The sequence below is a fragment of the archaeon genome (assembly GCA_016432545.1).
GTDB lineage: Archaea > Thermoproteota > Nitrososphaeria > Nitrososphaerales > Gagatemarchaeaceae > UBA183.
This window is the reverse complement of the sequence record CP066694.1, coordinates 1,077,980-1,103,995: the sequence shown is the minus strand read 5'-3', so window position 1 is coordinate 1,103,995 and position 26,016 is coordinate 1,077,980. Positions and strand designations below refer to the sequence as shown.

Sequence of the window (26,016 nt, the reverse complement as noted above, 5' to 3'; positions counted from 1 at the left end):
AACGTTCCAATCCAAGATTGCGCAGAAACTCTCAAGCAATCCAAATGTCAAGAAGGAATGGACGCGCCCACCTGGACTCGTTCTAATCTCACTATGGTGGATTGTTCAGAGTTCGCTGGGCCTGCTAGCTTCAGCAAGGCATCTCGGACTGTCTTTCCTCATTCTCACATATTCACAGAGACTCGTAGCCTTTCCCGAAGCAACCACTTTTGCCATGCTGACGATCTTGCTTTTCCTCACCTCCTTTGTGCAGTTTGTGACGGTCTATGGCATCCTGAAGGGTTTGTCTTGGTCTTACTCGACTAGCCGTGGGATTGCGATTCTCAATCTCCTAATCAACTGTGCGTATGTCCAACTGATTTACTCTACCCAGATTACCAGCGACTTGCGGAGCCCTGCGCTAGCCCAATCGTTGGTTGCAAGCATGATTTCTACGGTTCTCTTGATGGGCTACCTCACCAGGCCGCGCGTATGGGAATACCTGCACAGATGGTAGGTATCGGGGCCTAACTGGTCCCTAGCCTGATGATTCGTCCTCGGCTTCCTTTGGTCTAGCCGCCGCAATCCCCACTAGTTTGAAGTAAGCACGTTCAGCGTCTTCGCTATTGTATTTGTTTACATCTTGGATTTGTCTCCGCGGAACTAACCTGGCCTGGGTGACATAGTATCCAATCGTTGTTTCGAGAGCGTTGATGTAGCGCACCAAATCGTGGGCTTCTTGAGGTGAAGGTTTCTCGTCTGTGATTCTTGCAAGAAATCGCTTCCTAGCTTCTTTCTGTGCCGGAGTAGTCTTTTTCCCAAGAAGATTGATGAGGCTTTCCCTGTCGTCGTCATTGTCATTACTCACCCTAGGGGTCATTTGAGCGGCAGCTCATCTATTTTGACGCTGCGGCGACGATTTTGGCTAGCGTCCCTTCGAAGCCTCTTGTTTGGAGAAGGTTTCCCACAACGACGATGTCGGCACCTGCTCTAGCAGCTTTGCGCGCTGCTTCAGCGCTAGTAATCCCCCCTCCCACGATTAGCAAACCCTCGTAGAATTTCCTCACGGCCCGGATGGTCTCTGCCTGAATCGGTTCGTCGCTTCCGCTCCCTGCCTCTAGGTACAGGCTCCTCATTCCCATGTACTTCGCAGCCAGCGCGTAGATCACAGCTAACTGGGGCTTCGATGCTGGCAGGGTGTTGACTTGACCGATGAAGCTTGTCGCGCTCGAGCTCCCAAAGACAAGGTACCCCATTGGGATACTCTCGATTCCCGACTTCAGGACCTCCATAGAACCCAGAGCCTGGGCCCCGACGATGAAGTAGGTATTAGTCGAATTGAGGAGACTGCTGAACAGAATCGCGTCAGCGTACCGGGAAACCCCACTGACGTTGCCCGGGAATAGTACGACAGGGACGCGTGATGTGCTCTGTGACCTCGTGACTCTGCTCGTGACACTTGTGATGGCTCTGAGGACAGAATCGAGCTTCGCCTGGTTCGCGAGGGTGGACCCGCCCACCAAGATGACTTTAACGCCTGCTCCGATGGCTTTCTCGACTACCTTAGCTGCCTCCTTTGGAGAGAAGTCTTCTGGATCGATTAGTGCGGCGCAGATGGTCGACTTGCCAGTCTGTTTGATGAGAGTGGTTTCGACCTTTCCTGGCTCGATCAACCTAGGCACCGGCGCGTGCGAAATCGTCTACGAAGCTGTTGTAGACATCGATGTCTGCGCGCTTGGTCTGATAACGCATTTCCCGGCCGCTGTGGAGGACACAAGAAGGATTTCCGCATGTGACCTTAAAGACAGTGTCATGTGACTCTTCTTCTTCGTCAGATGTGATTCTGATCGTTGTCATCCCACAGTTGGGGCACGCGAAGACCTTTGGCAGGGTTCGCCTGATTACTCTGAGTGTTTTCCTACGCCGTCGACCCAACCTTGCTCACCCGCAAGTCTTGATTCTGAACTAATTAAGATAGTTTCGAGGTCAGTTGGTACTTCGGCGAGCCTCCCTCCATGAATTTTGAGAAGGAGGCGCAAATAATGCATTATATTGAGTAATCTTGAGCTTCCCGCGAAAATCATGCTTGTACGTGGCTCGGTGGATTTATACTCTTGAGGCTAAAGAGTTGACGCGTGGAACTATCAGACTTGTTCGTGGGAGAGTCCTTGTTGACTCCGAAGATGCTAGAATCTCTCAAGAGTTTCAGAATGGTGTCGAGCGGTCAGATTCGTCTCAGAGAGGCGGCTGCTTCAAGGTCGGGAAAGAGCGTGACGATAGGATCCTACTACAGGACTGTCAAACAAGGAAGGAAAAACATCAGGGCATCTCTCGTAACCTTGATGATTGCGCTTTGGGAAGGTCTGATCAAGCCTGAGGAAGTACGCAGACTGTTCGATTTGGCAGGGAAACCACTTGGCGAGCTCTCGGAATCGGACCTTCAGAGGGTTGGAGAGGCCTTGGACGCCCTTCTGGAGAAGATTATCCTGTGATGACCCGCTAAGCTTATGATGTGACTCCTCTGAGGTCAGGTGATGGACGACCTCATCACAGCCGCCCTAATCGTCTCTTCGGGCTTCTTTGTTGCGCTGTCCGTGGCTCTTCTAGGTAGGTATCGTGAGGCCTCACGGCGCATCTCGACTTCGACAAATCTGGGTCGTGACCTTTGGTCATCCCTTGAGCAGCGACTCAAACGACAGGATGAGCGAATTGTAGATCTGATGGCCAGACTTGAAGTCGTCCAAGTCAGGGTCATCAATCAGTCCCCGACCCCGAAGGAGATGAGGTCCATTATCCCATCTCGAGCTACCCAGCAAATGCCACAGATGGAACATGACAAGCCTACCCCCGCCGCCCCCCAAGTGGCGACCTCTTCGCCGGCACCGGAAAGAATCGAACCGAAGCTCCGCCTTGACAAGTACCAGCGGCAGGTCTTAGAGTTCCTTGCGAAGGGAGCCAAGAGTACGATTGACGTCAAGGAAGCCCTGGGCAATACCCGGGAACACAATGCCCGAGTCCTGAAGGAGCTCTTCGACCGAGGCCTTGTGACCCGTGATGACACGGAGAAGCCTTTCGTCTACAGCCTGAGCGAAGAAGGAAAGAAGTATTTCGGCTAGGCTGGCTGGGCTCTAGATCATCACTGTCTCATCAAGGCCTGCGAAGTGTGCGTCGCCCGTCACCACCTTCGACCCTAGTGACCTTGCGGTTGCCAGGACCACCGAGTCGACAAGGCCCCACCCTGGGACCTTCTTCCTCCTCGACGCGCTGAGCCTCCCTGCCTCCTCCGCCACCTGGTCGTCCAGCCCTGAGATCATTGACCTCGTCCTGATGAAGGCGAGCTTCGCCGAGGGGTCCAGACCCTCTCTGGTGTACTTGTCGGTGAACTCCGCGACGACTATGGACGGCGTGATCAGCTCGGGCCCCTCGATGTAAGGCTGAGCCTTCTGGCCTTGGACCGAGCCAGCGAAGTACTCAATCCAGGCGAAGGTGTCGATTACGTAGGGCCTGGGCATGCCTCAGCGGGACCTTTGAAATTCTTCGTGCTCCTTGACGGAGAGCCTCAGGCCGCGCTTGGAGTCGATCCCGAACATGCTGTGGGGGACCTTGCCGGCCTTCTCGAGCAGGGAGTTGATGGTTGCGTCCATCGTCGGGGTCCCTTGCTGCTTCATGGCTCGCTTGAGCTTGTCCAGGGTTGTCTCGGTCACTGCGACTGTGGGCATATGATATAGAATGTATGATGTAAAATATAAGGCTTGTCACCGACGAGGATTTGAAGCCAGGATGGCTTGAGAAAACTCCCGTCCCGCACTGCCATTAATCGGGCCAGAGCTTTTCAGTCGATGAATGTAATGCCCTGTCGTGCGAAAAACAGATTATCGCATCGTCCAGATCATGCTGTTGGCCCTCGCCGTCGCTTCGGGACTCGCGAGGAGTTACTTGCTCACGGGCATCTTCATAGCATCAATATTCGCCTTCAGAGTGGTTTCGTGGAATTACTGGAAGTCTGAGAGCGAACTTCACAGGGTTGAGCTTGGGCGGCAGGGTTTGGTCAAAGTCACGGTGATGCAGAATGGTCCCTTCAAGACAGTTCCCTATGGGGCTGGGTTATACAAGGTCGGGGAAGTGATATCCCTTGAGGCCATTCAGAAGGACCCTCATCCGTTCAGGAACTGGGTCGCCAATACTGAGTTGATTGAAATCTCGAATCCGTACAGTTCCCGTACGACCGCTTCGGCAAAGGGAAACGGCGTAATTACAGCGAATTTTGACTAGGGTTACCTTTCAGCCACTTGGTTGGTCTTCAGGTACACCCTTCTGTAGACCCAGGAGTTCCCGAAGCGTTCTCTCTTGATGAACTGCTTCTCCGCGAGCCTGGCCAGGTACGTCGAGATCGTGCTGAGCTTGACCGGCTGGTTGTGCTTCTCTTCGAAGGCCCGGGCCACGTCAGAGGACGAGAACTCGCCTGCAGCGAACTCGGAGTCCAGCAGGGCTGTCACCTTCCCGAAGAAGGTTCCCTCGTCCGGGGCCTTGTACGAGTGGTCGAGCGGGACGTCCATGACCTCGAGCATGTCCATGGCTTTCATCAGTTTGTCGCGCGAGACCTTTCCTTCCAACGCAAGCGTGTACTTTGTTCCCTCTTCGTCCTCCAACTCGATCTTGATTCGCTTGCGCAAGGCGCGTCCTTCGCTGGGGCCTTGTTAGCGTTTTATCCCCTGGTAGTGTGAACTTGTGAACGGTGGCGTAACATAGTTTGACCATGCATTGATAGCGTCCAGAGGGTTCACAGGGGTTCACTCGCATCAATGCGTGAATCGTCCTCCACAGGCTCCAGTGGAAGCACTGGGGCTGAAATCAGGGTTTTCGGCCTGTCTAAGGATGGAGTGGCTCCAGTGGAAATTGGGGGGTCCCAAACCTGCCCGACGGCGCCTCGTTTCACTCCACTTCACACCAGGGCCCCCGGCCCCTGTCTTTCCACTGGACCTGATCCCCGAACAAACAGACCCCTCAGTTGACCATTCCACACCCATGCCTACCTCTTTCATAGACCCCAAGGCATATCCAGTAAGCACCGCGTATCTAGAGCGGGATTCTTTACTTACGTAGAAGAACACTCGACTAAGGCGGTTTCTGGAGTGGAAGCAAGAGAAGCCCTGGGGCGGAGGGCTTAACTAACCAGTGTTTCCACTGATTCAGACTTGCCTGCCGGGATTGAGGAGATTTTCCGAAGAGCGAAGGAAGGAAAGGCCCTATTCGCTGACCGCAACGCCTTGAGTCCGGATTACGTCCCAGACAGGTTGCCCTTTCGTGACTCACAGACCAGCGAGGTCGCAGAGGTCCTGGCTCCAGTTCTTCACGGATCAAAGCCCTCTAACTTGTTGCTTTACGGAAAGACCGGCACAGGTAAGACCGCTGTCGCAAGGTACGTTCTCTCCAAACTCGAGAAGGAGGCCGATCGGAAGAACCTCATCGTGGCCTATGTCAACACCCGGCTTGCCAACACCGAATACAGGGCCTTGGCGGAGCTCGGCCAAGCCACCGGGGTCCAGATACCCTTCACGGGCTTGTCAATCGGGGAAGTCGTGTCGAGGATCTTCAGGGAAATCAAAGCGAGGGGCATTCACACGGTCCTGGTTCTCGACGAGATCGACTATTTGGTCAAGACATTCGGCGACGGGATACTCTACGAGTTCACGAGGTCCAGCGAGAGGCTCGCGCCTGGGTTCCTGTCCCTCGTGGGCATATCCAACGACCTGAAGTTCAAGGAAGGCCTGGACCCACGGGTCCTGAGCAGCCTTAGCGAAGAGGAGCTCGTCTTCCCGCCCTACACTGTGGAGGAGCTGAGGGAAATTCTCACGGAGAGGGCCAGGGTCGCGTTCAGGCCTTCAGTGGCTTCGCCGGCGGCGATTAACATCTGCGCTGCGATGGCGGGGTCTGAGCACGGAGACGCGAGGCGGGCCATAGACCTCCTGAGGATCGCTGGCGAGGTCGCAGAGAGAGAGGGCCTGAGGGAGATCGACGACTCGTGCATACGCAGGGCCTCCGACAAGATGGAGCACGACAGGGTTGAGGAGGCGATCCGGTCCCTGCCCGTCCACAACAAGGTGATACTCATGGCGGTCTCGAGGTTCAAAGGAGGGACCAACACCGGGAACCTCTACATCGCATACAACGACCTATGCAGGAAGGCGGGGATGGAGGTCCTGACCCAGAGGAGAGTCAGCGGGATACTGGCGGAGCTGGACCTCCTGGGCCTGATTGAGGCGTCGGTCGTCAGCAAGGGGCGCAGGGGGAGGACGAAGCGGATCCAGCTGCTGATCCCGAGCGAGACCTTGGAGAAGACACTCTCCGAGGACACGACCTTCGGCAGGACCGTCTAGTCCAGAAGGCCTAGAATCCAGCGGCCCCGAAGTTCCGCCTGACGGTCTTCATAGTCGAAAGGTCGAGTATCGGCACGATAGAGGGCGTAGGCTCAAGGCCCATGTTCGACTGGAAGCTGGTCTGCGCCTGCCAGGTCCCTGAATTCACGAGTAGCGTCCCCCTGTAGTTCAGCTCCCCATACGTGTGGACGTGACCCACGTGGAGTACATCGGGGACCGGGTCCACCACCATGAAGTCTCTGGACTCGGGGGAGAGGGCGGTCCTCTTCCCGTACGTAGGTGACAGGTGCCGCGAACGCAGGAGTAACTTCATCGCCTCTGTCGGCTTGTCGTAAGTCAAGTCGGGCGTTGTGGCGATGACGTCGTCGAGGCTCTTCCCATGGTACACCAGGAACATGACGCCGTTGAGCTTGACGTAGGAAGGGTCCCCGACCCAGCGCACGTTGTCCATCGCGTAGAGCGATTCGGCCAGGTCGACAGAGACCGCAGGCTGGGGCAGGGCCTGACGGACTGCGTCGTGGTTCCCAGGCGAGAGTATGATCTGGATGTGAGGGGGGACCTGCTTGAGGAGCTCAGCGGCCATCTCGTACTGATTCTTCGGGTCCTTCTCAGCGAGCTGGAACTCCTGGCCGGGATAGACCCCGACTCCGTCGACTAGGTCGCCGGCGATCACCAGGTACTTGATGCGGTTGACTAGGTCGGCGTCCCCCAGGCCTCCCTTCAGCCAGAGGATGAAGCGGTTGAAGTCGTCCGCGAGGAACTTTCTACTCCCGATGTGGAGGTCGGAGAGCAGGACAGCGTAGGCCCTATGAGAAGACGAGACGGGACGCCTGCTGGCGATGTCCGGGAGCACGAGGGAGCCGGCGAGGAGCTGGCCGGACTTGGCCCTTGTCACTTCGACGACGACCATGCTGTCGAGGGGCGCCTCGAGGGCCGCCTTCTCTGCGAGTGGGTCCTGGCAGACGACCTTGAGGGTCCCTGTCGGGTCGTCAATCTTCAGCTCCACGACTCCGCGCCTGCTGGACCTGTCTGCGAGGAGGCCCGCGACCTTGGCCTTCTTTCCCTGCTGGAGGCCCTTGGCCGCACTCACGCTCGCAGTGCCCTTGGTGTCGAGCCTGGCCTTGATGATCGAGTAGAGGCGCTCGTACCTGTCGAGGAAGAGCTTGCCGAACCCCTCGTACCCCTCTGACGGGGCTATCGACTGGGTGGGGTCGCTGATCACTTCGAGTCGACTCTCGTCGTCAGGCAAGGCCTGCTCTTCGGGCGCCGGGGGAGGCTCTTGCCGTGGAATGATGCTCGCGACGTCCTCTTCGGTGATGACCTTCGCCTCTCGCTTGTCCGCCGCCTTCTGCTCGAGGAGCTTCTCCACCAGGACTTCGGCATCGACCTCCGAGGGAAGCCCGCTGATCATCTCGAAGGCCTTGGCGTCCAGCATGTAGCCCGATGCGAGGACTCTTGCGACAATCTTCGATTCAGACATCGGCGGGTCCGAGCCCGATTACTTCGTATTAGAGGATTCGATACAGTGGAGGCCCTGTTGGACGAGCGCCTCGAGGGCTTGGGTGTCTCTCGCCTCTGCGTAGAGTCTGGTCTTGGGCTCGGTGCCGGAGGGCCGGACCATTATCCACGAGGCGTCGCTAAAGACCAGCTTCAGGCCATCCAAGGTCCTTTCCTCAATCACCTTGGACTTCCTGAAGATCTCTTTCGCTCTTTCAGCAAGAACCTTCATGTCGACCCCGACCTCGAGGTTGACCTGCCTATACTTCCAGTGGACTTCCTCTAGGACCCTGCTCAGGAGGGCTCGCTCGTGGGAGAGGAGGGTGGAGACCAGCGCCGAGGCGTTGATCCCGTCCTCCCAGAGGCCCCATCCAGGGTCGACTATCTTGCTCGGCTCAGAGGCGAAGGCTCCGCCCTCGGACTCGAGGACCGCGAAGGTCTTGCCGACCCTGCTCCGGACGACCCTCAAGCCAAGCCGCTGGGCCTCCTCTGCGACGGCGTTGGAAGTGTTCTCCGACAGAACGACCTTGCCGCCTGAGAGGTCCATCGCCCGGAGCGCGAGCACCGAGAGGACCGAGTCGGGGACGACATTCCCCAGGGGGTCCACCATGACGAGGCGGTCTGCGTCCCCATCGTGGGCGAAGGCGAAGTCGACTCCGAGCTCGGGCACCATCAGGGCGAACTCAGCCAGGTTGGCGGGGGTCGGCTCGGGAGGGCGGGCCGGGAACATCCAAGAGACCTGAGCGTTGACCGGGACTGCGTGGTGTCCGAGCAGGCCCAGGACCCGGGGGGTAACGAGGCCTCCGGGGCCGCTGGCGCAATCGACCGCGATTCGCAGCGGTTCGGTCGCTCTCGGGTATCTGGCCACTAGGGCTTCAACATATGCATCCAGAACTCCGTCGTCGGGCGTCATCTGGCCGAACGAGCCCGAGGGCTTCATGACGTCCACGCCCATCGCCCTCTCTATCCTCTCCTCGTCGGACTTTGGGAGCTCCATGCCCTTGGCGTTGAAGATCTTGACGCCCGAGAATTCGGCGGGGTTGTGCGAGGCCGTGACTGCGAACCCCGCGAGGCAGGAGCGAGACCTCGTCCCGAAAGCTATCACCGGGGTGGGAGCGAGGCCGAACAGGAGCGGTTCGCTTCCCATCGCGCTGACCGCGGAAGCCACCGTCCTCGCCAACAAAGCGGAAGACTTGCGCCCATCCCATCCGACTCCGTACCTCCCTCTGCCTATCGCGAAGACGACGTTCTCGGCGAGCCTGTAGACCTGCTCGGGCGTCTGGGTCTTGTTGAAGACTCCCCTGACTCCGGCCGTCCCGAAGGCCTTGGGCAAAGCTATCTCTCTATGATCTTGGTCCAGAGGTCTGGCGTGGCTTCGCGGGCCTGGCTGAGGAGAGTCTCCGCGAGCTCCCTGATCTCCCACTGGGCTTGAAGCGCCGTCCGCTGCCAGACCATATGCATCAGGCTCCGGGCGCTCAGGGTCATCACGAGCTTGGTCTTGATCCCCCCTGGGAGGATGTACCTCGCGTCCTCCTTCGGGACCCCGGCCGCGGCCATCTTCTCGTAGGAGGCATAGACAGCCTTGAGGGCCTCGTCGAAGGCCTTGTAGGCCGCCTCGTTCGACTCGATGCTCTTGGGGGTCACGACTCCCTCCCTGGTCGCCGCGGAGAATCTCTGCGACTCCTGGTCGTAGGACGCGACTCTGTGGCGGACCAGCTGGTGGGTCGTAATCCTGCTGCAGTCCTCGATCTCGAACATGTACACTACGTGGTCCATCAGAGCCTCAGGCTCGAAGGGAATACCCTTGGAGGAGAGGACTGCCTTCAGGGCCCCGAGGTCGGTGTGGTAGAGCAGCTTAACTCGCATGGATCTTCTCACCGAACGCAAGCTCGTTGAACAGAGGAGAGGTACCCTTCGCGTCCAGCTCCGCGACGAAGGCCTCCGCGAAGGGCTTGGCGTGCCCGTCCTTCCATACCTCCACCAAGGTCCTGGCATTGAGCGACACCAGCCAGTCCGACCCTTTGAGGCGCGTGGTTCGGAGATAGGGGTAGCTGCGGACGAGGGCCCCCACTTCGGTCTCGTCGGCTCCTTCGACCAGCATGGTCATCGTGTAATGCTCGAGGACGTCCAGGGACTTGTCCTGCAGGGCCTTGGTGAGGAGAAACCTCCAGTAGGTGGGACCCTTTTGATCCAGCTCGGTTTCAATATCTTCGATCGTCTTGGCGCTGTAGCATCGTCTCATCGCTGTCGCTATCGTCCTCTCCGGCTTGGGGGAAGACCAGACGAGAGAGACCTTCAAGGGTGGTATCAACCCAGACGCGGATTTGATTTAAACCATGGGCCGCGGACCTCTGCGCATTGGCGAGGAATTCGCCGACCCGGGCCAAACCTGACTATTCATTCTCTCCAAAGGGTGCCTCCTCATGTGTGGTCGTGTTCCACGAGGTCTGGGGGCTCGTCTCCCACACTCAGGACGTCTGTAAACGCTTAGGCAAACTTGGGTTTGCAGCTAGGGCGCCGAACATGTACAGCGAGCACGACGACATCCTCACGCCCGACAAGATCCAGAAGACCATGGAAGGGGTCTGGGAGCTGACTCTGGAGGAGAGGCGGGATAGGGTGAAGGTCGCAAAAGTCCTCGAGGAGAAGGGAGTGGCTGCAGAAATCAAGGAGGTGGCGGCTGTGCTCTATGACAAGCGGTTCAGGGACCGCCTCCTGGCGAAGGCTGTCGCCGCGGTCGAGGAAGCGAGCAAGGAGTACGACAGGGTCTCGACCCTGGGGTTCTGCATGGGCGGAGGCCTTGCCCTCAAGTCGGCCACCAAGAGCAGGCACCTGACTTCGGCAGTGGGCTTCTACGGGGAGCCGCCCGCCTCGGAGGACGTGAGCAGGATTACAGTCCCGGTCTTGGCGCTCTACGCGGCGACCGACGAGATAATCAATTCGAAGGCCCCCGCGTTCGTGGAGGCGATGCTCGGGGCAGGGAAGGACCTGACCCTGAAGACCTACCCGAAGACGAAGCATGGCTTCTTCAACGACACGAGGAAGGCGGTCTTCGACAGGCGGGCGGCCGTCGAGTCGTGGGACCTGACGAGGTGGTTCCTTGAGAGAACGCTCGGAAGACACTGAAATCATCGACTGCTTCATCACGTGGAGCTACATCGTCCAGGACTCGGCTAAGGTCAAAAAGCGGGGCCGTGGGACATCAAAGGAATAATAGAGGTCGCCACGCGGACCGGTTCGGGCCGGGGTGGCAGAGTGGTTAATGCGCGGGCAGTCCGCCAGGCGACAAAGCGGATCCGCAACTCGAGATCGTACGACCAGTCAGCCCGTGACCTTTGGGTCTCGTGGGTTCGAATCCTACCCCCGGCGCCTGCTTCGTTCGACCGAGACTCCCGAGGCCGCCAAGGATACGGGGCCCGCCATCGACGCTCGCCAGAAGCGTATTAGCACCCGGGCTCAACTGACGACTTTCACCGCCCTCGCGGCGTTCTTCCTTTACATCCTTTCATGGGGCACCTCCCTCGCAATCACCTATTGGCTGAGGAACCCCGGCGGCTTGCCTCGCGTTGGCTTGGAATTTATCAATTTGACCTCACAGGTAGCTTTCTTCGGAATCCGACCAGTCTTGTCTTTCGTCGTCTTCTATTGGATTGGGCTCTCTCTCCGAGAAGGGTTCTTCGAGGACAAGCTCGAGTTGCTCGGTGGGCTCCTGAGTGGCTGCCTGGTCGGGACTATCTTCGGGTTCGTGTTGTTGTACTTTTGGCCAGGGGGAGGTTTCTACTTCGGGTCAGCATTCTTGCCCTCTCTCTTGACTTTGGCTGTCAGTCTCCTTAATTCAATCTCGGGCCTCGCTTTCTTGGCCTTCACTGCCCTGTCAATCGCATACTACCGTACCAGCAAGGCGAAATCGGGATAGCCGCTCGCACTGGAAGACCGAGTCTTTATGGTTATGCGGTCTTGAACGATTCGCCGCAACCGCAGGTCGAGACAGCGTTTGGGTTGGTCACGACGAACCCGCCACCCATCAGCTTCTCGGACTTGTAGTCGATGGTCGAACCTGAAATGAACGGTGCGCTCGACCTGTCCACCGCGACCCTGGCGCCGTTGAAGTTGATCACAAAGTCGTCGTCAGTGAGCTTGTCGTCCACGACCATCCCGTAAGAGAGCCCCGAACAGCCTCCGGCGGTCACGAAGATTCGCAGTGCTGCCTCCGGCTTGCCCTGCCTCCCGAGGTAGAGCTTCAGTTCCTCTGCAGCCTTCTCGGTCAGCTCGACTATCGGCTTGACGGCAGTCTCTTGAGTCAAGTAATCTGTCGACCGTGCATCCTCGTATAAAAATTAGTGGCCTACGGTGACAGTTTCTGGACCGCTCTCATGACCTCCGGGTAGGGCGGCTCCTCCGAGGGGACGTCTGTGACCCACCTGTACCGCAGGATGCCCTTCTTGTCGACCAGGAAGACCGACCTCTTCGCGACCCCTTTGTACGAGAGCCCCACCCAGGGGTCCTGGAGGACTCCGTAGAGCTTCGTGACCTTCTTGTTGAAGTCGCTGAGCAGAGGGAACTGCAGGCCGTACGTCTGGGAGAAGGCCCTCAGGGAGTAGACACTGTCGACGCTGATCCCGACCAGTCTGGAGCCTGAGCTTTCAAGCGTCCCGAAGCCATCCCGGAACGTGCACATTTCTTTGTCGCAGGTGCCAGAGAAGGCGAATGGAAAGAACGCAATCAAGAGGCTGCCTTGCTCCGTCAGTTCATCCAAGGATAGCGCCTTCCCATCACTGTCGGGGAGCGCGAAGTCTGGGACCTTCTGTCCTATCCTCAGCGCCAACGGTGGAAACTGACCCCGTCGCGATTTAAGGCCTCGCTTAGTTCTTGGGAAGTCTCGAGAGGAGCTCGAAGTACTTCGCCATGAGAGAGACCAGCTGCTCCTGCTTCGCCACGTCGCCCTCTGAACCGAGCGCGGCTGAGGCCTCGGCAAGCTTGGTGAGCAGAACTTCCTTCATCCCAGCCGCTACGGTGTCGAAGGAGACGCTCTCTGTCTTCGCGACCTGCGACAGGTCCTCGTGGCTCGTGCAGTAGACCTTCCCCTTGTACCTGACCTGAATGCCTCCGCACTGCGGGCAGGCCTGGCCCAGGATCGTCGCGCCCTTCCTGACCAGTAGCGCTGCGACTCTCGTCTTGTCCTTGTTAGTCGAGGCCAATCTCACTCCGAGCCCCGGGCTCCTCTATAAAAAAACGAAACCTGACGAAAAGCACTTAATCCCACCGTTGGGTGCATCGGTTCACGAGGAACATCTCACATGAGCGCCAAGTTGAAGAAGCAGCAGGAGAACGACGCAAAGATGGCCAAGGCCACCGTGAGCCTCAACCAGATAGCCGATTCTAACATCACGCCCAGGAACATCAGGAAGATCGTCAAGGACTCGATACTGATGCTCCAGGATGCGAAGCAGAGCGTGGCGGTAAGGGCCGCCAACGCAATCAGCCTCCTCGACGAGGTGGCACAGGACCCGAACATGCCCTCCTTCGCGAGGGTCACGCTTTGGTCAGCCGTCTCGGAATTGGAATCGATACGCGAGCAGTAAAGGTTTAACACATTCACGACGCAGAGACTCGCGATTGCCTAACTGCCCGAAATGCGGGAACAAAGAAACCCTTCCCACAAGGACCTTCTCAGTCATAGTCGAACCCGCGAAGGGCGAGAGGGGCATGACCGAGCGGCGCGTCGGGATGTACACGTGCGGAAACTGCGGAACCAAGTTCCCGACGGTGATCCACAAGCAAAGGTACCTGATAGTGGCTGAGGAGCAGTTGAAATCAATTCAGGAGGAGCTGTCCTCAGTCCGCAAGGGCAACGAGGAGCTTGGCACTCGAGTCAAGGGGATGGCCGAGCAGCAGAGGGTGATGGAGAACACCATGGAGCGGACTGCGAAAGAGAACGAAGTCAAGCGCTTGAAGGCCAAGGTGGCCGACCTGGAAGAGTTCGTCGCCTATCTGAGAAAAGAAAAGGGCGAACTCGAGCAGAAGGCTTCCAAGATCCGCTAGGGTCTTAGGTACCTTCAGTGCCGGGGGGCGGGAGGCTGTATCCCGCTTCGGCTTCGTAGGCCGCTGCCTTCTCGTCCAACACCGCCTTCTCGGTCCGGAGCGCTTCCACTTCGCTTTCCAGCGTAGTGACTGCCCTCTCCAGCTCGTATCCGGCTACTTTTTCCTTCAACGAGGCGATGCCAGCGAGGAGGGAAGCCTTGTCGGCTTCTAGCGACCTGATCTTCTCCTCGAGTTCTGTCCTTTGGTCAGCGTATTCAGTGACCACTTCCATGGTTGTCGAGGTTACAACGGCCCGGGGCTTTACTTGTCATACCTGACAAAAAACAATTGATAACGCGCTCAACTTCACGCTACGGAGGTCGGCTCCTCGCAGCGTTTATGAACCGTCGACTTCGTGAACAGTCCATGAAGTCCGGGCTCTGGGTCTGGCCGCCCGACCAGAAGGCCCAGATGAGGATGCTCCGGAAGGTCAGCGCGTCGCCTCACCTGATTGCAGCTTTGACCGCCGTCTCCAAGAGCAAGGCGGGCCTGAGCAATTCTGAGCTCGACGACGTGACCGCGGACAATTCCAACTGGATGACGCTCTGGGTCGTCAGGCAGCTGACTTCGCTGGGGTTCATCGAGTTCTCAGTGGCCTTGTTCGGGGGTCCCGCGAAGTACCTGCTGACCGACCTAGGAAGGAGCGCGCTCTCGACGATTACGGGTCAGCCTCCGCAGTCGCGCCCGGTGCCGCCTCCGTCCCCTCCAGCGGCCGCTCCCCCCAAGGTTGCTTAGATTACTTCCTCGCCGTGGAACTCGCAGTACTTGTCGCCCATGGCCATGCACTTCGTTTCCCTGATCATCACCTTCTTCCCCAGGACCCCGCCCGCGAGCCCGACGAGGTGCCCCCGGATGTACTGGCTGTTGGGCGCTCCAGACCTTACGTACGCACATTCGAAGTTGTCGTGGATGCGAAGGATCGTGGTTAGAGGCTCCAGGGTCAGGTCGACCAGCTCCGGCATTCCCCAACCCTGCGCGGCGTAGAGGAAGACCATCTCGGTCATGTTCCTCGCTAGGATGTCCTTCCCGAGTCCCCTGGCGAGTTCCTTCGCGTCGTCTTCCCCGGTCGCGGCACCCATCTCGTAGATTATCACCTCGGCCCCCGACCCGAAGATCTTCTTTACCCTCGAGAACATGTCGACGAGGTTCCTGCGGCTTATCACCATCGCTTTTTCGCCGGAGTTGAAGTAGAGCGGGTAGTGATACTTGTCGACGACGATGCCGTCGATCCCCTCGGAGATCTCGACTCCGACCACGTTGGGGAGCCCGGCAACCAAACTCTTGAGCTGCGAAACTTCGACCGAAGGGTCCTCTATCTCAGCGAAGAACCCCCATACACTCGTGTCCGAGCCTTTCGAATTTGCAGACTCAGAGGAGACAAGGTTGACCTTCCTGGAGGCGAGCGTGTTGGCGACCTGGGCGAGGGCCCCCGGGACGTTGTTCAGGGTGACAGACCCCACACAGGTCTTCTTCCTCGGGTTGAAGTGATACCTCATGAATTCCTTGGGAGGGCTCTCGGGCGTCAACTCGGAAGAAATCCCGCGCGAGCCCTATAAGATTATTCGAGGGTCTCGGGTCAGATCTTCCCGACTTCTCTCAGGCGCGTGAAGACGTGCCTGTAGGAGACCACTCCCACCACCAGCAGTGCTAGAGACGTGGCGAGCAGATATCCGAGGTTGAAGACGCCGCTCGCCGACGACCCAGAGACGACCGACCTGAGCGCCTCCGCGCCCTGGGTCAGGGGGTTCAGCTCGACGACCGGGAGGAAGTAGCTGGGGAAGAAGGGCGCGACGAAGGCTATCGGGTAGGCAATCGTGGAGAGGCTCACCATCGCGGTCTGGATTCCCTCTGCGAAGACGAAGTATCTTTCGCCCGCCTTGGAGAAGAGGTTGAGGACGGCCGCGATTCCGGCGAGCCCCATGGAAAGGATGAACATGACAGGGATCAGGGCCAGTGCGTAGATCGAGACGAGCTGCGGCAGGAAGACCGAGGCCACGAGCATCAGGATTCCCGCGTAGATCGCCCCGCCCAGGCCCGCAGAGAGGAGGTGGGCCCAGACCAGGCCGTTGAGACTCACTGGAAGCGTCAGGTAGTACTGGGAGACGCCCTCGGTCAGCCCGAGATGGACCCTGCGTCCCACGTCGAAGGACGCGAAGAACAGCCCGGAGATCACGACGCCGGGGACGAAGAAGGCGAAGTAGTCGAAGCTCATCATCCCTCTGTAGACTATGCCGACCACCAGCATGTCGGTGACGTTGAGGGCGATCAAAGTCGCGAGAAGCCACTTGGTCCTGAAGAAGTAGGAGAGGTCGACCCTGGCGATCTCCAGGGCTCGGCGCGTCTGGCTCATGAAGACTTTACCCCTTCAAGGGTCCGAGGGACCAGGACCATCCCCAGGGTGAGGGTGCAGACGCCCACTGCTACGACCACGAAGGTGGAGACTCCAGGGTTGAGGAGCGAACCAACATCGATGCTCATGGCGCTCCGGAGCAGGTCTGCGCCATAGGTGAGGGGGTTGGCCAGCGAAGGCCCTGCGTAGGCCCTCGGCATGAAGGTGAGGGGATACAGGATGGTGCTGAACCGAATCAGCAGGGCGCTGAGGCCCGCGATGATCGCGCTGTAGATGTCGAAGGACTTGAAGGCGATGAAGGAGAGGGAGATCATTATCCCCATTATCCCGACACTCATCGCGAGGAGGACCGCGATTGAGGAGAGCAGGACCCACCAGGGCATCCCGTTGACCACCAGTATCAGTACGAGGGGAGGCCCTATCCTGACGAGGTTGGACACAAGGCCCAGCAAGAGCTGCTCAAGGAAGAGCTCTCCACGTCTGATGGGCAGAGAGAGTATGTACCTCAGCCTTCCCTCGTGCGCACTCTCGACGAACCTCCTTCCCGCCCATGTGGCCACGTTGAATGTCATGATGATGAGCAGGCCCGTTCCGTAGTACAGGTAGTAGTCGTTGAGCGAGACGACCAGCCTGGATACGAGCTGTCCGTAGATGAAGTATTGGAAGGCGAAGAAGAGCCAGAAGTAGACCGTCCACGGGATGGAGTCGAAGTTCTCCTTCATGTCGAACCTCAGAAGGGAGAAGAGCTCACGCATTCTGTTCGACCACCTGCTTTCCTGTGTAGTGCAGGAAAACGTCGTCCAGCGAAGGCTCCGAGACCCTGATCGAGGTGACCTTGGCTCCGAGCGACTGCACCGACGGCATCATCTGCGGGAGCCAGTCCTCTGACCTGTTGACGAAAGCCTTCAGTACGTTCTCTGACTCCTGAAGCACCCTGACGGTCCCGGGGACCTCAGAGATGACCTTGACCGTCTGCTCAGTTATCGCCGCCGAGAGCCCGACCTCGACGACGTCGCCTCCGGTTATGCTGTCCTTGAGCGTCCTCAGGTTTTCAATCACGAGCTGCTTCCCACTCTTCATGATGCTGATCCGGTCAGCAAGGTACTCCGCTTCCCTGACTTCGTTGGTCGCGACTATGATAGTGGAGCCTGCTTCGCGGAGAGCCCTGATCCTGTCCCAGATCATCCTCTTCCCTTCCAAGTCCACCATCGCGGTGGGCTCGTCGAAGACCGCGACGCCCGGCCTGTGGACGAAGAGCTTCGCTACCTCGAGCCTCTTCCCCTGACCGCCCGACAGCTCCATGAATCTCTTGTTACGCGAGGACCAGAGGTCGAACTGACGGAGCGTCTCGTCCACTATCCGTTCCCTCTCTTCGCCTTTGAGACCGTAGATCGACGCATGAAACGAAAGGATGTGGTAAGGCTTGTGCCGCCAGAAGCCGCGTGGCTCCTGGAAGGAGATGCCAATCACCTCTCTCACCTTGAGAGGCTGTTTGATGATGTCATAGCCCATCACCTTCGCCGTCCCGGCCGAAGGCTTGAGGACAGTCGAGAGCAGGTGCAATAGGGTGGTCTTTCCGGACCCGTTGGGCCCGAGGATGACCAGAATCTCCCCTCGCCTCACGTTGAGGTTGAGGCCGTCCAAGGCCTTCACGTTGCCGTAGGACTTTGTCAGGTCGGTGGTTTCGACAGCGTTTTCCAAGCGAAGTTTACCCGAAGAGAGGGCCGCTCGACGTTCTCGGTTATTAACTAATTGAGAGATCGATGACTATCTGGAGACTGCTTTCTTGGACGCCCGGATTCCCAGGGCCTTGTACGCGAAGGCGAGCTTGTCCGCCTCCTCCCTGATCCTCGCCTCCGGCGTGGTGCCGATGTGCCCGGACTGGACCTCTACCCGCATCGTAGAATCGACTCCCATGTCTTTCAACCTGGCCTGGAACTTGAAGGCATGTCCTGGGTGGACGCGGTCGTCCTTCAGACCGGTGTAGATGAAGACCGGAGGGTAGTGTTTCTTCTCGTCGAGGTTCTGGTAGGGCGAGTATGAAGCGAGGAACCTCGCGTCCTTGGGGTCGTCTGGGTCCCCATATTCAGGCACCCAGGCCTTCCCAGCAAGGAGCCTGTGGAAGGCTAGCATGTCAAGGACGGGATAGCCGATTATGACTCCGGCGAAGAGGTCAGGGCGCCAGTTCATCGTGGTCCCCATCAGCAGGCCTCCGTTGCTCCTCCCGAAGCCGACCACCCGGTCCCCCCTCTGCTTGAGCGACTCCAGGACTGCGATGTAATCCTCGAAGACGTGATGCTTCTTCTCCCTCATACCTGCCTTGTGCCATCCTTCCCCATCCTCGAGGCCACCCCTCAGATTGGCCACCCCATACGCGATGCCGTCCTCGAGCAGGGGTATGTAGCTCGGGTTGAACGTCGGCATCAACGAGACCCTGAACCCCCCGTAGCCGAAGAGGAGTACTCCTTTGGTAGGCCTCCGGTCCTTGGTGGCCATGAAGTAGTGGACCCTGGTGCCGTCCTTCGACTTCGCGGACCGGTTTTCTACCTTGAATCTGCCTTTGAGTTCCTCCGAGGCGATGACGTCCATCCGTCCCTTGGAGAGCCTGTAGATCCTGTAGGGAAGGGCAAACGACGTGAAGACGAAGACCGCCTCCGACCCGTAGGAGCTGGGAGTGCCGAAGGCCGCCAAAGAGCCGGGCGTCTCGAACTCGAGCTTCTTCCCCGCTCTGCCGTCGAGGTTGAAAAGCCTCATGCGAATCGACGCGTCCTCCAGGTACGTGCAAAGTAATTCGTCACCCACGAGAGTGGCGTCCTGCAGTGGGGCCTTGCCCTCTGCCACGACACTTCTCGCTGAGCCAGATGTCGCAGTCACTACTGAGCCGTTGCTCTCCCTGAAGGAAAGGAGGTAGTGCTTGCCGCCCTTGTAGCCGATGTGCGTGACGATCGAGGCATTCTTCTCAAGCAGCGGGGCCCAATGGTCAGGCTCCCCTACCCTTCCAGCCACTGGTGTGCTTCTGGTCCATCCGAAGGCAAGGTCCACGAGCGCTCTTGTGCCGTCTCCCGACTTCTTCAAACCGATGAAGGTGTCTGTCTTCAACCCCTTTCCGAATACCATCTCTTCTCTTCCGTTCTTTCTGAGAAAGACCCTGTCCGCTGGCGGCTTGACCCCGTCCGGGGTCTTCCCCTTCCTGTACGAGCGCACGTAATAGATTGCCGAGCCCTTGAGCCACACGACAGATCCGATGTGCCCCCTTAGCGAGTCGAGTTTCTCCTCGGCCTTGTAGTCGATGAAGTCGACGACGCCCTCGTCGCTGCCCCCTACGGAAGTGTGGAGAGCGTAGACTCCACCTTCACCCCGCGCCTGGAGGCCCTGTATCACAGTGTCCTTGCCCATCCCGGCCGAATCCGCCAGCTTGGTCCTCGACCCGTCGCGCCGGATCAGGACTACCTTGTAGGACCGCTCGTCGGAATAGAAGAATACGTAGCCGTCCTTCGTCGCCTCGATCGACCTTGCGATGGGGAGCTTGTAGTACTCCCTCATCCGCTTGTAGAGGACGGCCGAGTCCTTTCTTACCGAAGCCCGTGCGACCTTGTCTTGACTCCTAGCCCAGGACGCGACCCGAGGGTCGGTGAGGTCCTCCATCCAAGCATACTCATCGCGCTTCAGGCGCAGAGTCACTCCGGCTCGCCCTATGCCTCGAATCACTTAAGCGCGCCAAGGTAGACGAACAGCAGTGAAGGTATGTAGACACTAATCTCGATGCTTCGCGGCATTAACGTCGGCGGGCACAAGTCGGTTTCAATGAGTGAGCTCGCAAACTGCTACGACTCGTTAGGCTTCGGGAGAGTCAGGACCTACATCCAGAGCGGGAACGTCGTATTCGACTACGACGGGTCGAACATCCAGGGCCTGGTCGAGAAAATAACGAAGAAGGTCGCGGACAGGTTCGGCTTCGAGGTATCGGTGGTCATCAGGACCAAGAAAGAGATGTTGAGAGTGATCAAGAACAACCCGTATGCTGGGCTGGATGAGAAGAGCCTGCACGTGACGTTCCTCTCTGCGAAGCCCCCCGGCATGTCGACGAGAGAGATTGAAGAGGCGAAGAGTGCCGACGAGAAGTTCTCGATCTCAGAGAGGGAGGTCTATCTCTTCTGCCCGAACGGATATGGCAAGTCTAAACTCTCGAACTCTTTCCTTGAAAGGAAACTGAAGATTCATGCCACGACCAGGAACTGGAGGACCGTCAACAGGCTTTACGCTCTGTCGAATGAGTGAAGGTCTCATCCTCTTCGTAGTGCGGGGGGAGGGATTCGAACCCTCGAACCCCTAAGGGATGAGGTCCTGAGCCTCACGCCGTTGACCAGGCTGGGCGACCCCCGCACAGCCTCGGCGAGCCATTCCTTCGATTAATAATCTTGCAAGAGGTTTTCATCACTTTCGGGCGTCTCCCTCCGGCCCAGACGCCGCGCGCCTGTCTCCCGCGTTAAATCCCCGGAGCAAGCCAATCATCGCGATGTCGAGACTTCACTATCTCTACGAACAGCAAGGAACCGGCAGTGAGCGCTTCGTCTACTATTGCGCGAGCTGCAGCTGCGTCCTCAGGGTCAGGCGCGAGCTGGGACTGGCGAGCGAGACGATCGATTCGCTGGAGGGCCGCTGCCTCGGCTGCGGGCGACCCCTCGAGGGGAACATAGAGTGCAGGCTCGCCCCGATTCCCGACGACTGGTCCGACATCTATCTGAGCGCTCAGGTTCCCGTCCGGAGGAGGCAGGAGAACTTCCGCCCTGCCTCCTCGCTGCCCCACTTCTCTCTCGGCTTCCCGCGCCTGGACTCGATGCTCAGGCCTCTCTCTTCCGGGAGCCTCGTCGTCCTCGACGGCGCGCCAGCCTCGGCGGTCGCGGAGCTGGCGGCTTTCAGGGCCCAGCTTCCCTTCGAGCAGGGAGGCCTCGACTCGCCAGTCCTCTTCATCGACGGGGGCAACAACTCCGACCCGTACCTCTTCTCCTCCTTCGCGAGGCAGCGGCGCCTCAAGCCTGCGACCGCGATGAGGCGGGTGGCCAGCTGCCGCATCTTCACATTCTACCAGCTCGCCGACCTGGTCTCCAAGCACCTCCTCAGGGCCGCCGACGATTACGCCGCGGGGCTCGTGGTCCTCTCCGACGTCCTCGGGACCTTCAACGAGCCGGAGCTCGAAGAGAGGGAGGCCAGGAGGATCCTCGCGGCAGTCGACGAGGGGATCGCGAAGACGAAGAAGAACTCGCTCGTCCTGGCGACTCTCGGCTCGCCCAACAAATACGACGAGCTGGTCGCCTCGTGGGCCGACACGATGGTCAGCTTCTCCGCATCGAGGGGGCGGGTAAGGGCCGAGCTCGTGAAGCACAGGACCAGGCCTCCCATCGAGTGCACGTTCAAGATGAGCCAGCTTCTCAGGCTGGACCGGAGGCCGGTGCGCTGATGGGCCGGACGATCCCATCGTTCAGGATAGCAGAGGCGCAGGAGGCCTCGGAGTGGAGGCCCTTCAGGAGGGCCCTCTCGAAGGGGGACAGGGCCGTCTTCGACCAGATGCTCACCTCGGCTCGGCTCTACACTTCCGCCTCGTCGGCCGCGGTAAGGTCGTCTAGGTTCGAGGGGATGGCCATGGCCGTCATCTTCCACCACTACAGGCTGATCGCCCGCGCCGCGGGGGCGCTCTCTGAGACGGCCCGGGAGGAAGGCAGATGACGCTCACCGACGTCGAGATCATCGAGGAGCTCGACTCCTGGGCCCGGTTCGCGGACGTCCTCCGCGCAGAGGACAGGGACCTCTTCAGGGAGATGCTCAGGCTCTGCTACGAATACTTCCCAGCGATGCAGGCCAGGGAATCCCCCTTCCCCAGCGAGGCCCTCTTCATGAGCCTCCTCCTGGTGCAGCACAAGACCATCGTCTGGCTTGCCTCCGAAGTAGAGAGGATCAAGGCCGAGAGGAATGCGGGGCTGGATACTTGACCTCTGCCCTGGCGAGCCAGGGGAGATGGTCGTCTGGCTCAAGCTGGACGACGGCTCGGTCGCCAGGCTCGTCGACTCCTGGTCGCCTTCGATCTTCATAGGCGCAGACCGCGGCACAGACCTCGCGGTCCCGCTCCGAGTGGTCGGCCACGAACTGGCCTGGACCAACACTGTGATGAAGTACGAGAAGGTCACGGACAGGGCCCGCTCGGAGGTCGTCGAGGCGAAGCTGAAGGACGCGCGCAGGGCCCAGCAGGTGGCCGGGAGGATAGAGCGCCTCGGACCCTTCGGCGCCTACAGGCTCTACAACGCCGACGTGCCGCCCAACCAGACGTACCTCTACGAGCGCGACCTCTTCCCCCTCGCCTACTGCGAAGTCTCGTCCTCGGGGGGCAGGCTCCAGTGGGACCTCCGCGACGACGTCTGGGCCTACGAATACGATATCCCGAACCTGAGGAAGGTGGAGTTGGACGTCGAGATAGCGAAGGAGGGGAAGCTGGCGAGGCCTTCCGACAGGGTCGAGGCGATTAAGCTCAGGAGCGATTCAGGGGAGGTCGTCATCCAGAGCTCCGACGAGGCCGAGATGATTCTGGAGCTGGTCAAGACCGTCCGCTCTGCCGACCCGGACTTCATCACGACGAGGGACGGGGACTCCTTCCTGCTTACGTACCTCATCAGGCGGGCCGAGGCGGCAGGAGTGGCTGAGAGGCTCTCCCTCGACAGGGACGGGGGCCTCATGAAGGTCCCCTCTAAGAGCGGGACCTCCTACTTCAGCTACGGCAAGATCCACTACAAGCCCTCCTCGATAAAGCTCAAGGGCCGCATCCACATCGACGTCAACACCTCGTTCGCCTACTCCGAAGCGGGCTTCGAGGGACTCTTCGAGCTGAGCAGAATCTGCAGGATGCCCCTCCAGACTTCGAGCAGGGCGAGCATCGGGAAGGCCCTCTCAAGCCTCCAGTTCTACCACGCCACGAAGATCGACCTCCTCGTCCCCTGGAAGCCGACCTTGGTGGAGCACTTCAAGGACCGGAACGAGCTCCTCCTGGCCGACCGGGGCGGCTTCATCTACGAGCCGAGGATGGGCGTCCACGAAGACGTCGGGGAGCTGGACTTCTCCGGCCTCTATCCGAACATAATGCTCAGGAAGAACCTCTCGGCCGAGACGGTGAGGTGCTCCTGCTGCCCCGACTCGAAGAACAGGGTCCCTGAGCTCGACTGGAACGTCTGCGAGCGGAGGAAGGGAATCGTCCCCCTCGCTATCGAGATTATAGTGCAGAAGCGCCTCAGGTACAAGGAGCTCAAGAAGTCGGCCCAGGGCCAGGCCTACGAGAGGTACGACGCCAGGCAGGCGGCCCTGAAGTGGCTCGGGGTCACGACCTTCGGGTACCTCGGATTCAACAACGCGAAGTTCGGGCGCATAGACGCCCACATCGCAGTCTGCGCCTGGGACAGGAGGGTCCTCCTCGACGCGGCCCGGGTCGCAGAGAGGCGTGGCTTCGAGGTCATCCACGGAATCGTGGACTCCCTCTGGGTCAAGAGAGAGAGGGCCGACCGGGACGACTACCTCGACCTGAAGGCCGAGATCGAGTCGGAGACAGGGTTCGCGATGTCCTTCGAAGGCATCTACAAGTGGGTCACCTTCCTCCCTTCCAAGGTCGACAGCGCCATCCCGGTCCTCAACAGGTACTTCGGGGCCTACGAAGACGGAGAGCTGAAGGTCAGGGGCATCGAGGCGCGGCGGCACGACACCCCGCTCGCCTTCGCGCGCTGCCAGATGGAGATCCTCAGGGTCCTGGCCGAGGCCGACTCGGTCCAGGCAGCGCAGGCCAAGGTTCCTGAGTGCGCAGAGGTCTTCCTGAGGACAGCAGGAGCGCTCGAGCGCCACGAGATCCCAGCTTCAGAGCTCGCATTCACCACCAACCTCTCCAAGGCTCCCGAGGAGTACAGCAGCATGACGGTCCAGCGTGCGGCCGTCGACCAGCTGGTCGGGGCTGGGGCCCAGCTGCACGCAGGCGAAGGGATACGGTACGTGATCACAGACTACAGGGGCCACGACTCGAAGCGGGCCACGCCGGTCGACGTAATCAAGGACGAGACGAAGTACGACGCCCGCCGCTACATCGAGCTCCTCGCGGCGACCTGCGCCTCAGTCCTCGAGCCCTTCGACCCGAGGAGGACGACCGGCGGCCTGCTCTCGCTCTACGAGAGGCGCCGGAGCCCCGGCCTGCAGTAAGGGGCTACCACATCACGCACTTCGTCGGCCTGATCTTGAGGATCGGAGACTCGCCTTCGCCCCAGGGGTTGTTCCTGTAATAGGCGAACTTGTCGAAGAGCACCTGGAGGAGGCGCAGGTACTCCTTCCCTCTCTCAAGGATCTCGCAGTCGCCCTCCACCATGAGGCCCCTGTTGGGCCTGTACTCGTCGACCACGAGCGCGACCTTTTGGTTCTCCCTGAGGTTCTTCAGCTTCCTGGTCCCATAGTCGACAACAATCACGATGTATTCCCTGTCCATCGCGTAGATGACCGGCACCACGTGGGGCCTTGCTTCCTTGGAGGCAGTCGCGAACCTGCAGAGCTCGTGGTCCCTCAAGAACTTCAGCTGCCGCGCAGTGGGCCCGGGCATCGAGCCTCCGCTCCCTCGGGGCAGGAAAAAGGTTGTTCGATGGAGCCGCGGGTGGGACTTCCGCACACTTTGGTTCGGACTCACGACCTTTGCCTTACCAAGGCAACGCTCTAACCAGCTGAGCTACCGCGGCCCTTCGGAGACCGCCCGAGTGCGGTTTTTAATCGTTGAAGGAAAACTCTCATCTCAAAGGCTCCGCGAGTCTTTTAATCTCAATCAGGCGGCGTCTGCCTCGCCGGGGTAGCACAGCTTGGCCTACTGCGTCGGGGCACGCCAGTGCGGCGAAACTCATAATCGGTCAAGATGCGAGATCCGAAGAGGGCCGTGGTCCTCGGAGATCGCGGGCTCGAATTGGAAACGAGAGTCCCGCCCCCGGCATCTCTTCGCAGGCTTTCTAGAATCCCCAACCGTCAGCCGAGGATTAATATCGCCAACAATCCCGCTCCGCATCCCTTGATTCGCGGACGCCTAGTCGACCTCAGGGCACTGGAGAAAGAGGACCTGCCGATGCTTCATCGGCTCCAGAACGACGAAGAAGTGATGGGCTGGGCCAGGTTCCGCCCCGATCACTTTGCGAGCATGGAGTCCCTCCAGAAGGAGTACGAGAAGGAATTAGCGGGCGACAGCGACCTTCGCAGGACCTTCATCATACTCGAGAAGACCTCGGGGAAGGTAGCCGGGTGGTGCTCGCTCAGGTGGTGGAGGGCCTTCCACACCACCGCCGACTTTGGTATCGCGATGGACAAGGATTTCCGGGGCAAGGGCTTTGGTACCGAGGTCCTCCGACTCTTGACCAGGACGGCCTTCGAACAGTACAACATGCACAAAGTCGAGCTCTTCACGCGTTACGACAACGAGGCGATGATGCACGCCGCCGAAAAGAACGGGTTCAAGGTGGAGGGGACCCACAGGGAGGGCTTGTACTTCGACGGAAAGTACCATGACGGCGTCAGCATGGGCGTACTGAGAGAAGAATTCGAAAGGGCCAACGCGACTCCCTAATGGCCCACGGAACCCAGCAACGCTTATTATCGGAGTTCGAAGCCTGAGTCGAAGGTTTGCGGCTCCCTCTCCTTGACGTGGCGGGCTACTACAACTTCCTCAGCACTACGATGATA

The 26,016-nt window shown here is 59.4% G+C and carries 35 protein-coding genes and 4 tRNA genes; 17 read left to right on the top strand and 22 right to left on the bottom strand.

Annotation, left to right across the window (positions count from 1 at the left end; all coding sequences use genetic code 11):
• Nucleotides 1-517: 517 nt before the first annotated feature.
• The 3 genes from HY247_06160 to HY247_06150 are packed head-to-tail and all read right to left on the bottom strand — an operon-like array spanning nt 518 to nt 1,914.
• Nucleotides 518-859: a hypothetical protein gene (locus tag HY247_06160; GenBank protein ID QQG48329.1), complete on the bottom strand. Its 342-nt coding sequence runs from the start codon at nt 857-859 to the stop codon at nt 518-520.
• A 16-nt stretch (nt 860-875) separates the two neighbouring features.
• Entirely contained in the window at nt 876-1,652 is a 777-nt protein-coding gene (locus HY247_06155) for a geranylgeranylglyceryl/heptaprenylglyceryl phosphate synthase (protein QQG48328.1), read from the bottom strand.
• Between the two features lies 1 nt (nt 1,653).
• Nucleotides 1,654-1,914, bottom strand: coding sequence for a hypothetical protein (locus HY247_06150; protein QQG48327.1), 261 nt, complete (start codon nt 1,912-1,914; stop codon nt 1,654-1,656).
• A gap of 200 nt (nt 1,915-2,114) precedes the next feature.
• On the opposite strand from HY247_06150, the gene HY247_06145 reads away from it, so the two are divergent.
• The gene (locus HY247_06145) at nt 2,115-2,471 is read left to right on the top strand and encodes a hypothetical protein (protein QQG48326.1); all 357 of its coding nucleotides are present in this window, start codon (nt 2,115-2,117) and stop codon (nt 2,469-2,471) included.
• A 42-nt stretch (nt 2,472-2,513) separates the two neighbouring features.
• Nucleotides 2,514-3,095, top strand: coding sequence for a hypothetical protein (locus HY247_06140; GenBank protein ID QQG48325.1), 582 nt, complete (start codon nt 2,514-2,516; stop codon nt 3,093-3,095).
• Nucleotides 3,096-3,107: 12 nt separating this feature from the next.
• Here the strand turns inward: HY247_06140 and HY247_06135 are convergent, their stop codons facing one another.
• Both HY247_06135 and HY247_06130 read right to left on the bottom strand, forming a co-directional pair.
• Entirely contained in the window at nt 3,108-3,491 is a 384-nt protein-coding gene (locus HY247_06135; GenBank protein ID QQG48324.1) for a type II toxin-antitoxin system VapC family toxin, read from the bottom strand.
• 3 nt (nt 3,492-3,494) lie between these two features.
• A complete protein-coding gene (locus tag HY247_06130) occupies nt 3,495-3,698 on the bottom strand; it encodes a hypothetical protein (protein ID QQG48323.1) in 204 nt (67 codons plus the stop codon).
• Between the two features lie 178 nt (nt 3,699-3,876).
• Between HY247_06130 and HY247_06125 the strand changes: the two genes are divergently transcribed.
• Nucleotides 3,877-4,251 carry a hypothetical protein gene (locus tag HY247_06125; GenBank protein ID QQG48322.1) on the top strand — a complete coding sequence of 125 codons (375 nt, stop codon included), beginning with the start codon at nt 3,877-3,879 and terminating at the stop codon, nt 4,249-4,251.
• 2 nt (nt 4,252-4,253) lie between these two features.
• On the opposite strand, the gene HY247_06120 is transcribed toward HY247_06125, so the two are convergent.
• Nucleotides 4,254-4,652, bottom strand: a complete 399-nt coding sequence (locus tag HY247_06120; protein ID QQG48321.1) for a BlaI/MecI/CopY family transcriptional regulator — start codon at nt 4,650-4,652, stop codon at nt 4,254-4,256.
• A gap of 522 nt (nt 4,653-5,174) precedes the next feature.
• Between HY247_06120 and HY247_06115 the strand changes: the two genes are divergently transcribed.
• A complete protein-coding gene (locus tag HY247_06115) occupies nt 5,175-6,356 on the top strand; it encodes an orc1/cdc6 family replication initiation protein (protein QQG48320.1) in 1,182 nt (393 codons plus the stop codon).
• Nucleotides 6,357-6,366: 10 nt separating this feature from the next.
• On the opposite strand, the gene HY247_06110 is transcribed toward HY247_06115, so the two are convergent.
• From HY247_06110 to HY247_06095, 4 genes are read right to left on the bottom strand one after another with little or no spacing between them, the layout of a single operon-like run.
• Nucleotides 6,367-7,836, bottom strand: coding sequence for a DNA-directed DNA polymerase II small subunit (locus HY247_06110; GenBank protein QQG48319.1), 1,470 nt, complete (start codon nt 7,834-7,836; stop codon nt 6,367-6,369).
• 18 nt (nt 7,837-7,854) lie between these two features.
• Nucleotides 7,855-9,186: a hypothetical protein gene (locus HY247_06105; protein QQG48318.1), complete on the bottom strand. Its 1,332-nt coding sequence runs from the start codon at nt 9,184-9,186 to the stop codon at nt 7,855-7,857.
• A 2-nt stretch (nt 9,187-9,188) separates the two neighbouring features.
• Nucleotides 9,189-9,719: an FAD-dependent thymidylate synthase gene (thyX, locus tag HY247_06100; GenBank protein ID QQG48317.1), complete on the bottom strand. Its 531-nt coding sequence runs from the start codon at nt 9,717-9,719 to the stop codon at nt 9,189-9,191.
• The gene (locus HY247_06095; GenBank protein ID QQG48316.1) at nt 9,709-10,152 is read right to left on the bottom strand and encodes an FAD-dependent thymidylate synthase; all 444 of its coding nucleotides are present in this window, start codon (nt 10,150-10,152) and stop codon (nt 9,709-9,711) included. Before HY247_06095 ends, thyX begins: the two co-directional genes overlap by 11 nt.
• A gap of 59 nt (nt 10,153-10,211) precedes the next feature.
• Here HY247_06095 and HY247_06090 point away from each other — a divergent pair, with 59 nt between their 5' ends.
• From HY247_06090 to HY247_06080, 3 genes are all read left to right on the top strand, one after another.
• The gene (locus HY247_06090; GenBank protein ID QQG48315.1) at nt 10,212-10,979 is read left to right on the top strand and encodes a dienelactone hydrolase family protein; all 768 of its coding nucleotides are present in this window, start codon (nt 10,212-10,214) and stop codon (nt 10,977-10,979) included.
• 115 nt (nt 10,980-11,094) lie between these two features.
• Nucleotides 11,095-11,222: transfer RNA gene (locus HY247_06085), tRNA-Ser, on the top strand.
• Between the two features lie 256 nt (nt 11,223-11,478).
• On the top strand, nt 11,479-11,769 hold the full coding sequence (locus HY247_06080) for a hypothetical protein (GenBank protein QQG48314.1): 291 nt from the start codon (nt 11,479-11,481) through the stop codon (nt 11,767-11,769).
• A 31-nt stretch (nt 11,770-11,800) separates the two neighbouring features.
• Here HY247_06080 and HY247_06075 read toward each other — a convergent pair whose 3' ends face one another.
• The 3 genes from HY247_06075 to HY247_06065 all read right to left on the bottom strand — a co-directional run bounded on the left by HY247_06075 (nt 11,801) and on the right by HY247_06065 (nt 13,051).
• Nucleotides 11,801-12,130, bottom strand: a complete 330-nt coding sequence (locus HY247_06075; GenBank protein QQG49576.1) for an iron-sulfur cluster assembly accessory protein — start codon at nt 12,128-12,130, stop codon at nt 11,801-11,803.
• A gap of 68 nt (nt 12,131-12,198) precedes the next feature.
• Entirely contained in the window at nt 12,199-12,678 is a 480-nt protein-coding gene (locus HY247_06070; protein QQG48313.1) for a redoxin domain-containing protein, read from the bottom strand.
• A 37-nt stretch (nt 12,679-12,715) separates the two neighbouring features.
• A complete protein-coding gene (locus HY247_06065) occupies nt 12,716-13,051 on the bottom strand; it encodes a hypothetical protein (GenBank protein QQG48312.1) in 336 nt (111 codons plus the stop codon).
• A 99-nt stretch (nt 13,052-13,150) separates the two neighbouring features.
• Between HY247_06065 and HY247_06060 the strand changes: the two genes are divergently transcribed.
• Nucleotides 13,151-13,435: a UPF0147 family protein gene (locus HY247_06060; protein QQG48311.1), complete on the top strand. Its 285-nt coding sequence runs from the start codon at nt 13,151-13,153 to the stop codon at nt 13,433-13,435.
• Nucleotides 13,436-13,469: 34 nt separating this feature from the next.
• Complete coding sequence (locus tag HY247_06055) at nt 13,470-13,895, top strand: hypothetical protein (protein QQG48310.1); 426 nt, start codon at nt 13,470-13,472, stop codon at nt 13,893-13,895.
• 4 nt (nt 13,896-13,899) lie between these two features.
• Here HY247_06055 and HY247_06050 read toward each other — a convergent pair whose 3' ends face one another.
• Nucleotides 13,900-14,166: a hypothetical protein gene (locus HY247_06050; GenBank protein QQG48309.1), complete on the bottom strand. Its 267-nt coding sequence runs from the start codon at nt 14,164-14,166 to the stop codon at nt 13,900-13,902.
• A gap of 134 nt (nt 14,167-14,300) precedes the next feature.
• Here HY247_06050 and HY247_06045 point away from each other — a divergent pair, with 134 nt between their 5' ends.
• Nucleotides 14,301-14,669: a hypothetical protein gene (locus HY247_06045; GenBank protein QQG48308.1), complete on the top strand. Its 369-nt coding sequence runs from the start codon at nt 14,301-14,303 to the stop codon at nt 14,667-14,669.
• Here HY247_06045 and HY247_06040 read toward each other — a convergent pair.
• The 5 genes from HY247_06040 to HY247_06020 form a co-directional block, all read right to left on the bottom strand.
• The gene (locus HY247_06040; GenBank protein ID QQG48307.1) at nt 14,666-15,460 is read right to left on the bottom strand and encodes a hypothetical protein; all 795 of its coding nucleotides are present in this window, start codon (nt 15,458-15,460) and stop codon (nt 14,666-14,668) included. The two genes, HY247_06045 and HY247_06040, sit on opposite strands and share 4 nt — an antisense overlap.
• Before the next feature lie 50 nt (nt 15,461-15,510).
• Nucleotides 15,511-16,284 carry a hypothetical protein gene (locus HY247_06035; protein ID QQG48306.1) on the bottom strand — a complete coding sequence of 258 codons (774 nt, stop codon included), beginning with the start codon at nt 16,282-16,284 and terminating at the stop codon, nt 15,511-15,513.
• A complete protein-coding gene (locus HY247_06030; GenBank protein QQG48305.1) occupies nt 16,281-17,039 on the bottom strand; it encodes an ABC transporter permease in 759 nt (252 codons plus the stop codon). Before HY247_06030 ends, HY247_06035 begins: the two co-directional genes overlap by 4 nt.
• The gene (locus HY247_06025; GenBank protein ID QQG48304.1) at nt 17,032-17,985 is read right to left on the bottom strand and encodes an ATP-binding cassette domain-containing protein; all 954 of its coding nucleotides are present in this window, start codon (nt 17,983-17,985) and stop codon (nt 17,032-17,034) included. Before HY247_06025 ends, HY247_06030 begins: the two co-directional genes overlap by 8 nt.
• Before the next feature lie 66 nt (nt 17,986-18,051).
• Nucleotides 18,052-19,965 (bottom strand): S9 family peptidase, encoded by a 1,914-nt coding sequence (locus tag HY247_06020; GenBank protein ID QQG48303.1) that lies wholly within the window; start codon nt 19,963-19,965, stop codon nt 18,052-18,054.
• An 81-nt stretch (nt 19,966-20,046) separates the two neighbouring features.
• Between HY247_06020 and HY247_06015 the strand changes: the two genes are divergently transcribed.
• Nucleotides 20,047-20,562, top strand: coding sequence for a DUF1697 domain-containing protein (locus HY247_06015; GenBank protein QQG48302.1), 516 nt, complete (start codon nt 20,047-20,049; stop codon nt 20,560-20,562).
• Between the two features lie 20 nt (nt 20,563-20,582).
• Here HY247_06015 and HY247_06010 read toward each other — a convergent pair.
• Nucleotides 20,583-20,667 (bottom strand) — tRNA-Leu (locus HY247_06010).
• 133 nt (nt 20,668-20,800) lie between these two features.
• Here HY247_06010 and HY247_06005 point away from each other — a divergent pair.
• The 4 genes from HY247_06005 to HY247_05990 are packed head-to-tail and all read left to right on the top strand — an operon-like array spanning nt 20,801 to nt 24,507.
• Nucleotides 20,801-21,742, top strand: a complete 942-nt coding sequence (locus tag HY247_06005) for a hypothetical protein (protein ID QQG48301.1) — start codon at nt 20,801-20,803, stop codon at nt 21,740-21,742.
• The gene (locus HY247_06000; GenBank protein QQG48300.1) at nt 21,742-22,008 is read left to right on the top strand and encodes a hypothetical protein; all 267 of its coding nucleotides are present in this window, start codon (nt 21,742-21,744) and stop codon (nt 22,006-22,008) included. Before HY247_06005 ends, HY247_06000 begins: the two co-directional genes overlap by 1 nt.
• On the top strand, nt 22,005-22,271 hold the full coding sequence (locus HY247_05995) for a hypothetical protein (protein ID QQG48299.1): 267 nt from the start codon (nt 22,005-22,007) through the stop codon (nt 22,269-22,271). Before HY247_06000 ends, HY247_05995 begins: the two co-directional genes overlap by 4 nt.
• Complete coding sequence (locus tag HY247_05990) at nt 22,252-24,507, top strand: hypothetical protein (protein ID QQG48298.1); 2,256 nt, start codon at nt 22,252-22,254, stop codon at nt 24,505-24,507. Before HY247_05995 ends, HY247_05990 begins: the two co-directional genes overlap by 20 nt.
• Before the next feature lie 4 nt (nt 24,508-24,511).
• Here HY247_05990 and HY247_05985 read toward each other — a convergent pair whose 3' ends face one another.
• Together HY247_05985 and HY247_05980 are read right to left on the bottom strand one after the other, a co-directional pair.
• A complete protein-coding gene (locus HY247_05985; protein QQG48297.1) occupies nt 24,512-24,898 on the bottom strand; it encodes a pyridoxamine 5'-phosphate oxidase family protein in 387 nt (128 codons plus the stop codon).
• Nucleotides 24,899-24,938: 40 nt separating this feature from the next.
• Nucleotides 24,939-25,031 (bottom strand) — tRNA-Thr (locus HY247_05980).
• Between the two features lie 101 nt (nt 25,032-25,132).
• Here HY247_05980 and HY247_05975 point away from each other — a divergent pair.
• A tRNA-Met gene (locus tag HY247_05975) sits at nt 25,133-25,276 on the top strand.
• Nucleotides 25,277-25,351: 75 nt separating this feature from the next.
• Complete coding sequence (locus HY247_05970) at nt 25,352-25,900, top strand: GNAT family N-acetyltransferase (protein ID QQG48296.1); 549 nt, start codon at nt 25,352-25,354, stop codon at nt 25,898-25,900.
• Nucleotides 25,901-26,016: the final 116 nt, after the last annotated feature.

What these genes read in the sequence shown, in the direction of transcription:
- HY247_06015 (QQG48302.1), top strand. Translation starts at nt 20,047, where the DNA reads ATGCTTCGCGGCATTAACGTCGGCGGGCACAAGTCGGTTTCAATGAGT.
- HY247_06035 (QQG48306.1), bottom strand. Translation starts at nt 16,284, where the DNA reads ATGAGCCAGACGCGCCGAGCCCTGGAGATCGCCAGGGTCGACCTCTCC.
- HY247_05995 (QQG48299.1), top strand. Translation starts at nt 22,005, where the DNA reads ATGACGCTCACCGACGTCGAGATCATCGAGGAGCTCGACTCCTGGGCC.
- HY247_06060 (QQG48311.1), top strand. Translation starts at nt 13,151, where the DNA reads ATGAGCGCCAAGTTGAAGAAGCAGCAGGAGAACGACGCAAAGATGGCC.
- HY247_05990 (QQG48298.1), top strand. Translation starts at nt 22,252, where the DNA reads ATGCGGGGCTGGATACTTGACCTCTGCCCTGGCGAGCCAGGGGAGATG.
- HY247_06050 (QQG48309.1), bottom strand. Translation starts at nt 14,166, where the DNA reads ATGGAAGTGGTCACTGAATACGCTGACCAAAGGACAGAACTCGAGGAG.
- HY247_06005 (QQG48301.1), top strand. Translation starts at nt 20,801, where the DNA reads ATGTCGAGACTTCACTATCTCTACGAACAGCAAGGAACCGGCAGTGAG.
- HY247_06045 (QQG48308.1), top strand. Translation starts at nt 14,301, where the DNA reads ATGAAGTCCGGGCTCTGGGTCTGGCCGCCCGACCAGAAGGCCCAGATG.
- HY247_06030 (QQG48305.1), bottom strand. Translation starts at nt 17,039, where the DNA reads ATGCGTGAGCTCTTCTCCCTTCTGAGGTTCGACATGAAGGAGAACTTC.
- HY247_06110 (QQG48319.1), bottom strand. Translation starts at nt 7,836, where the DNA reads ATGTCTGAATCGAAGATTGTCGCAAGAGTCCTCGCATCGGGCTACATG.
- HY247_06140 (QQG48325.1), top strand. Translation starts at nt 2,514, where the DNA reads ATGGACGACCTCATCACAGCCGCCCTAATCGTCTCTTCGGGCTTCTTT.
- HY247_06160 (QQG48329.1), bottom strand. Translation starts at nt 859, where the DNA reads ATGACCCCTAGGGTGAGTAATGACAATGACGACGACAGGGAAAGCCTC.
- HY247_05985 (QQG48297.1), bottom strand. Translation starts at nt 24,898, where the DNA reads ATGCCCGGGCCCACTGCGCGGCAGCTGAAGTTCTTGAGGGACCACGAG.
- thyX (QQG48317.1), bottom strand. Translation starts at nt 9,719, where the DNA reads ATGCGAGTTAAGCTGCTCTACCACACCGACCTCGGGGCCCTGAAGGCA.
- HY247_06130 (QQG48323.1), bottom strand. Translation starts at nt 3,698, where the DNA reads ATGCCCACAGTCGCAGTGACCGAGACAACCCTGGACAAGCTCAAGCGA.
- HY247_06135 (QQG48324.1), bottom strand. Translation starts at nt 3,491, where the DNA reads ATGCCCAGGCCCTACGTAATCGACACCTTCGCCTGGATTGAGTACTTC.
- HY247_06000 (QQG48300.1), top strand. Translation starts at nt 21,742, where the DNA reads ATGGGCCGGACGATCCCATCGTTCAGGATAGCAGAGGCGCAGGAGGCC.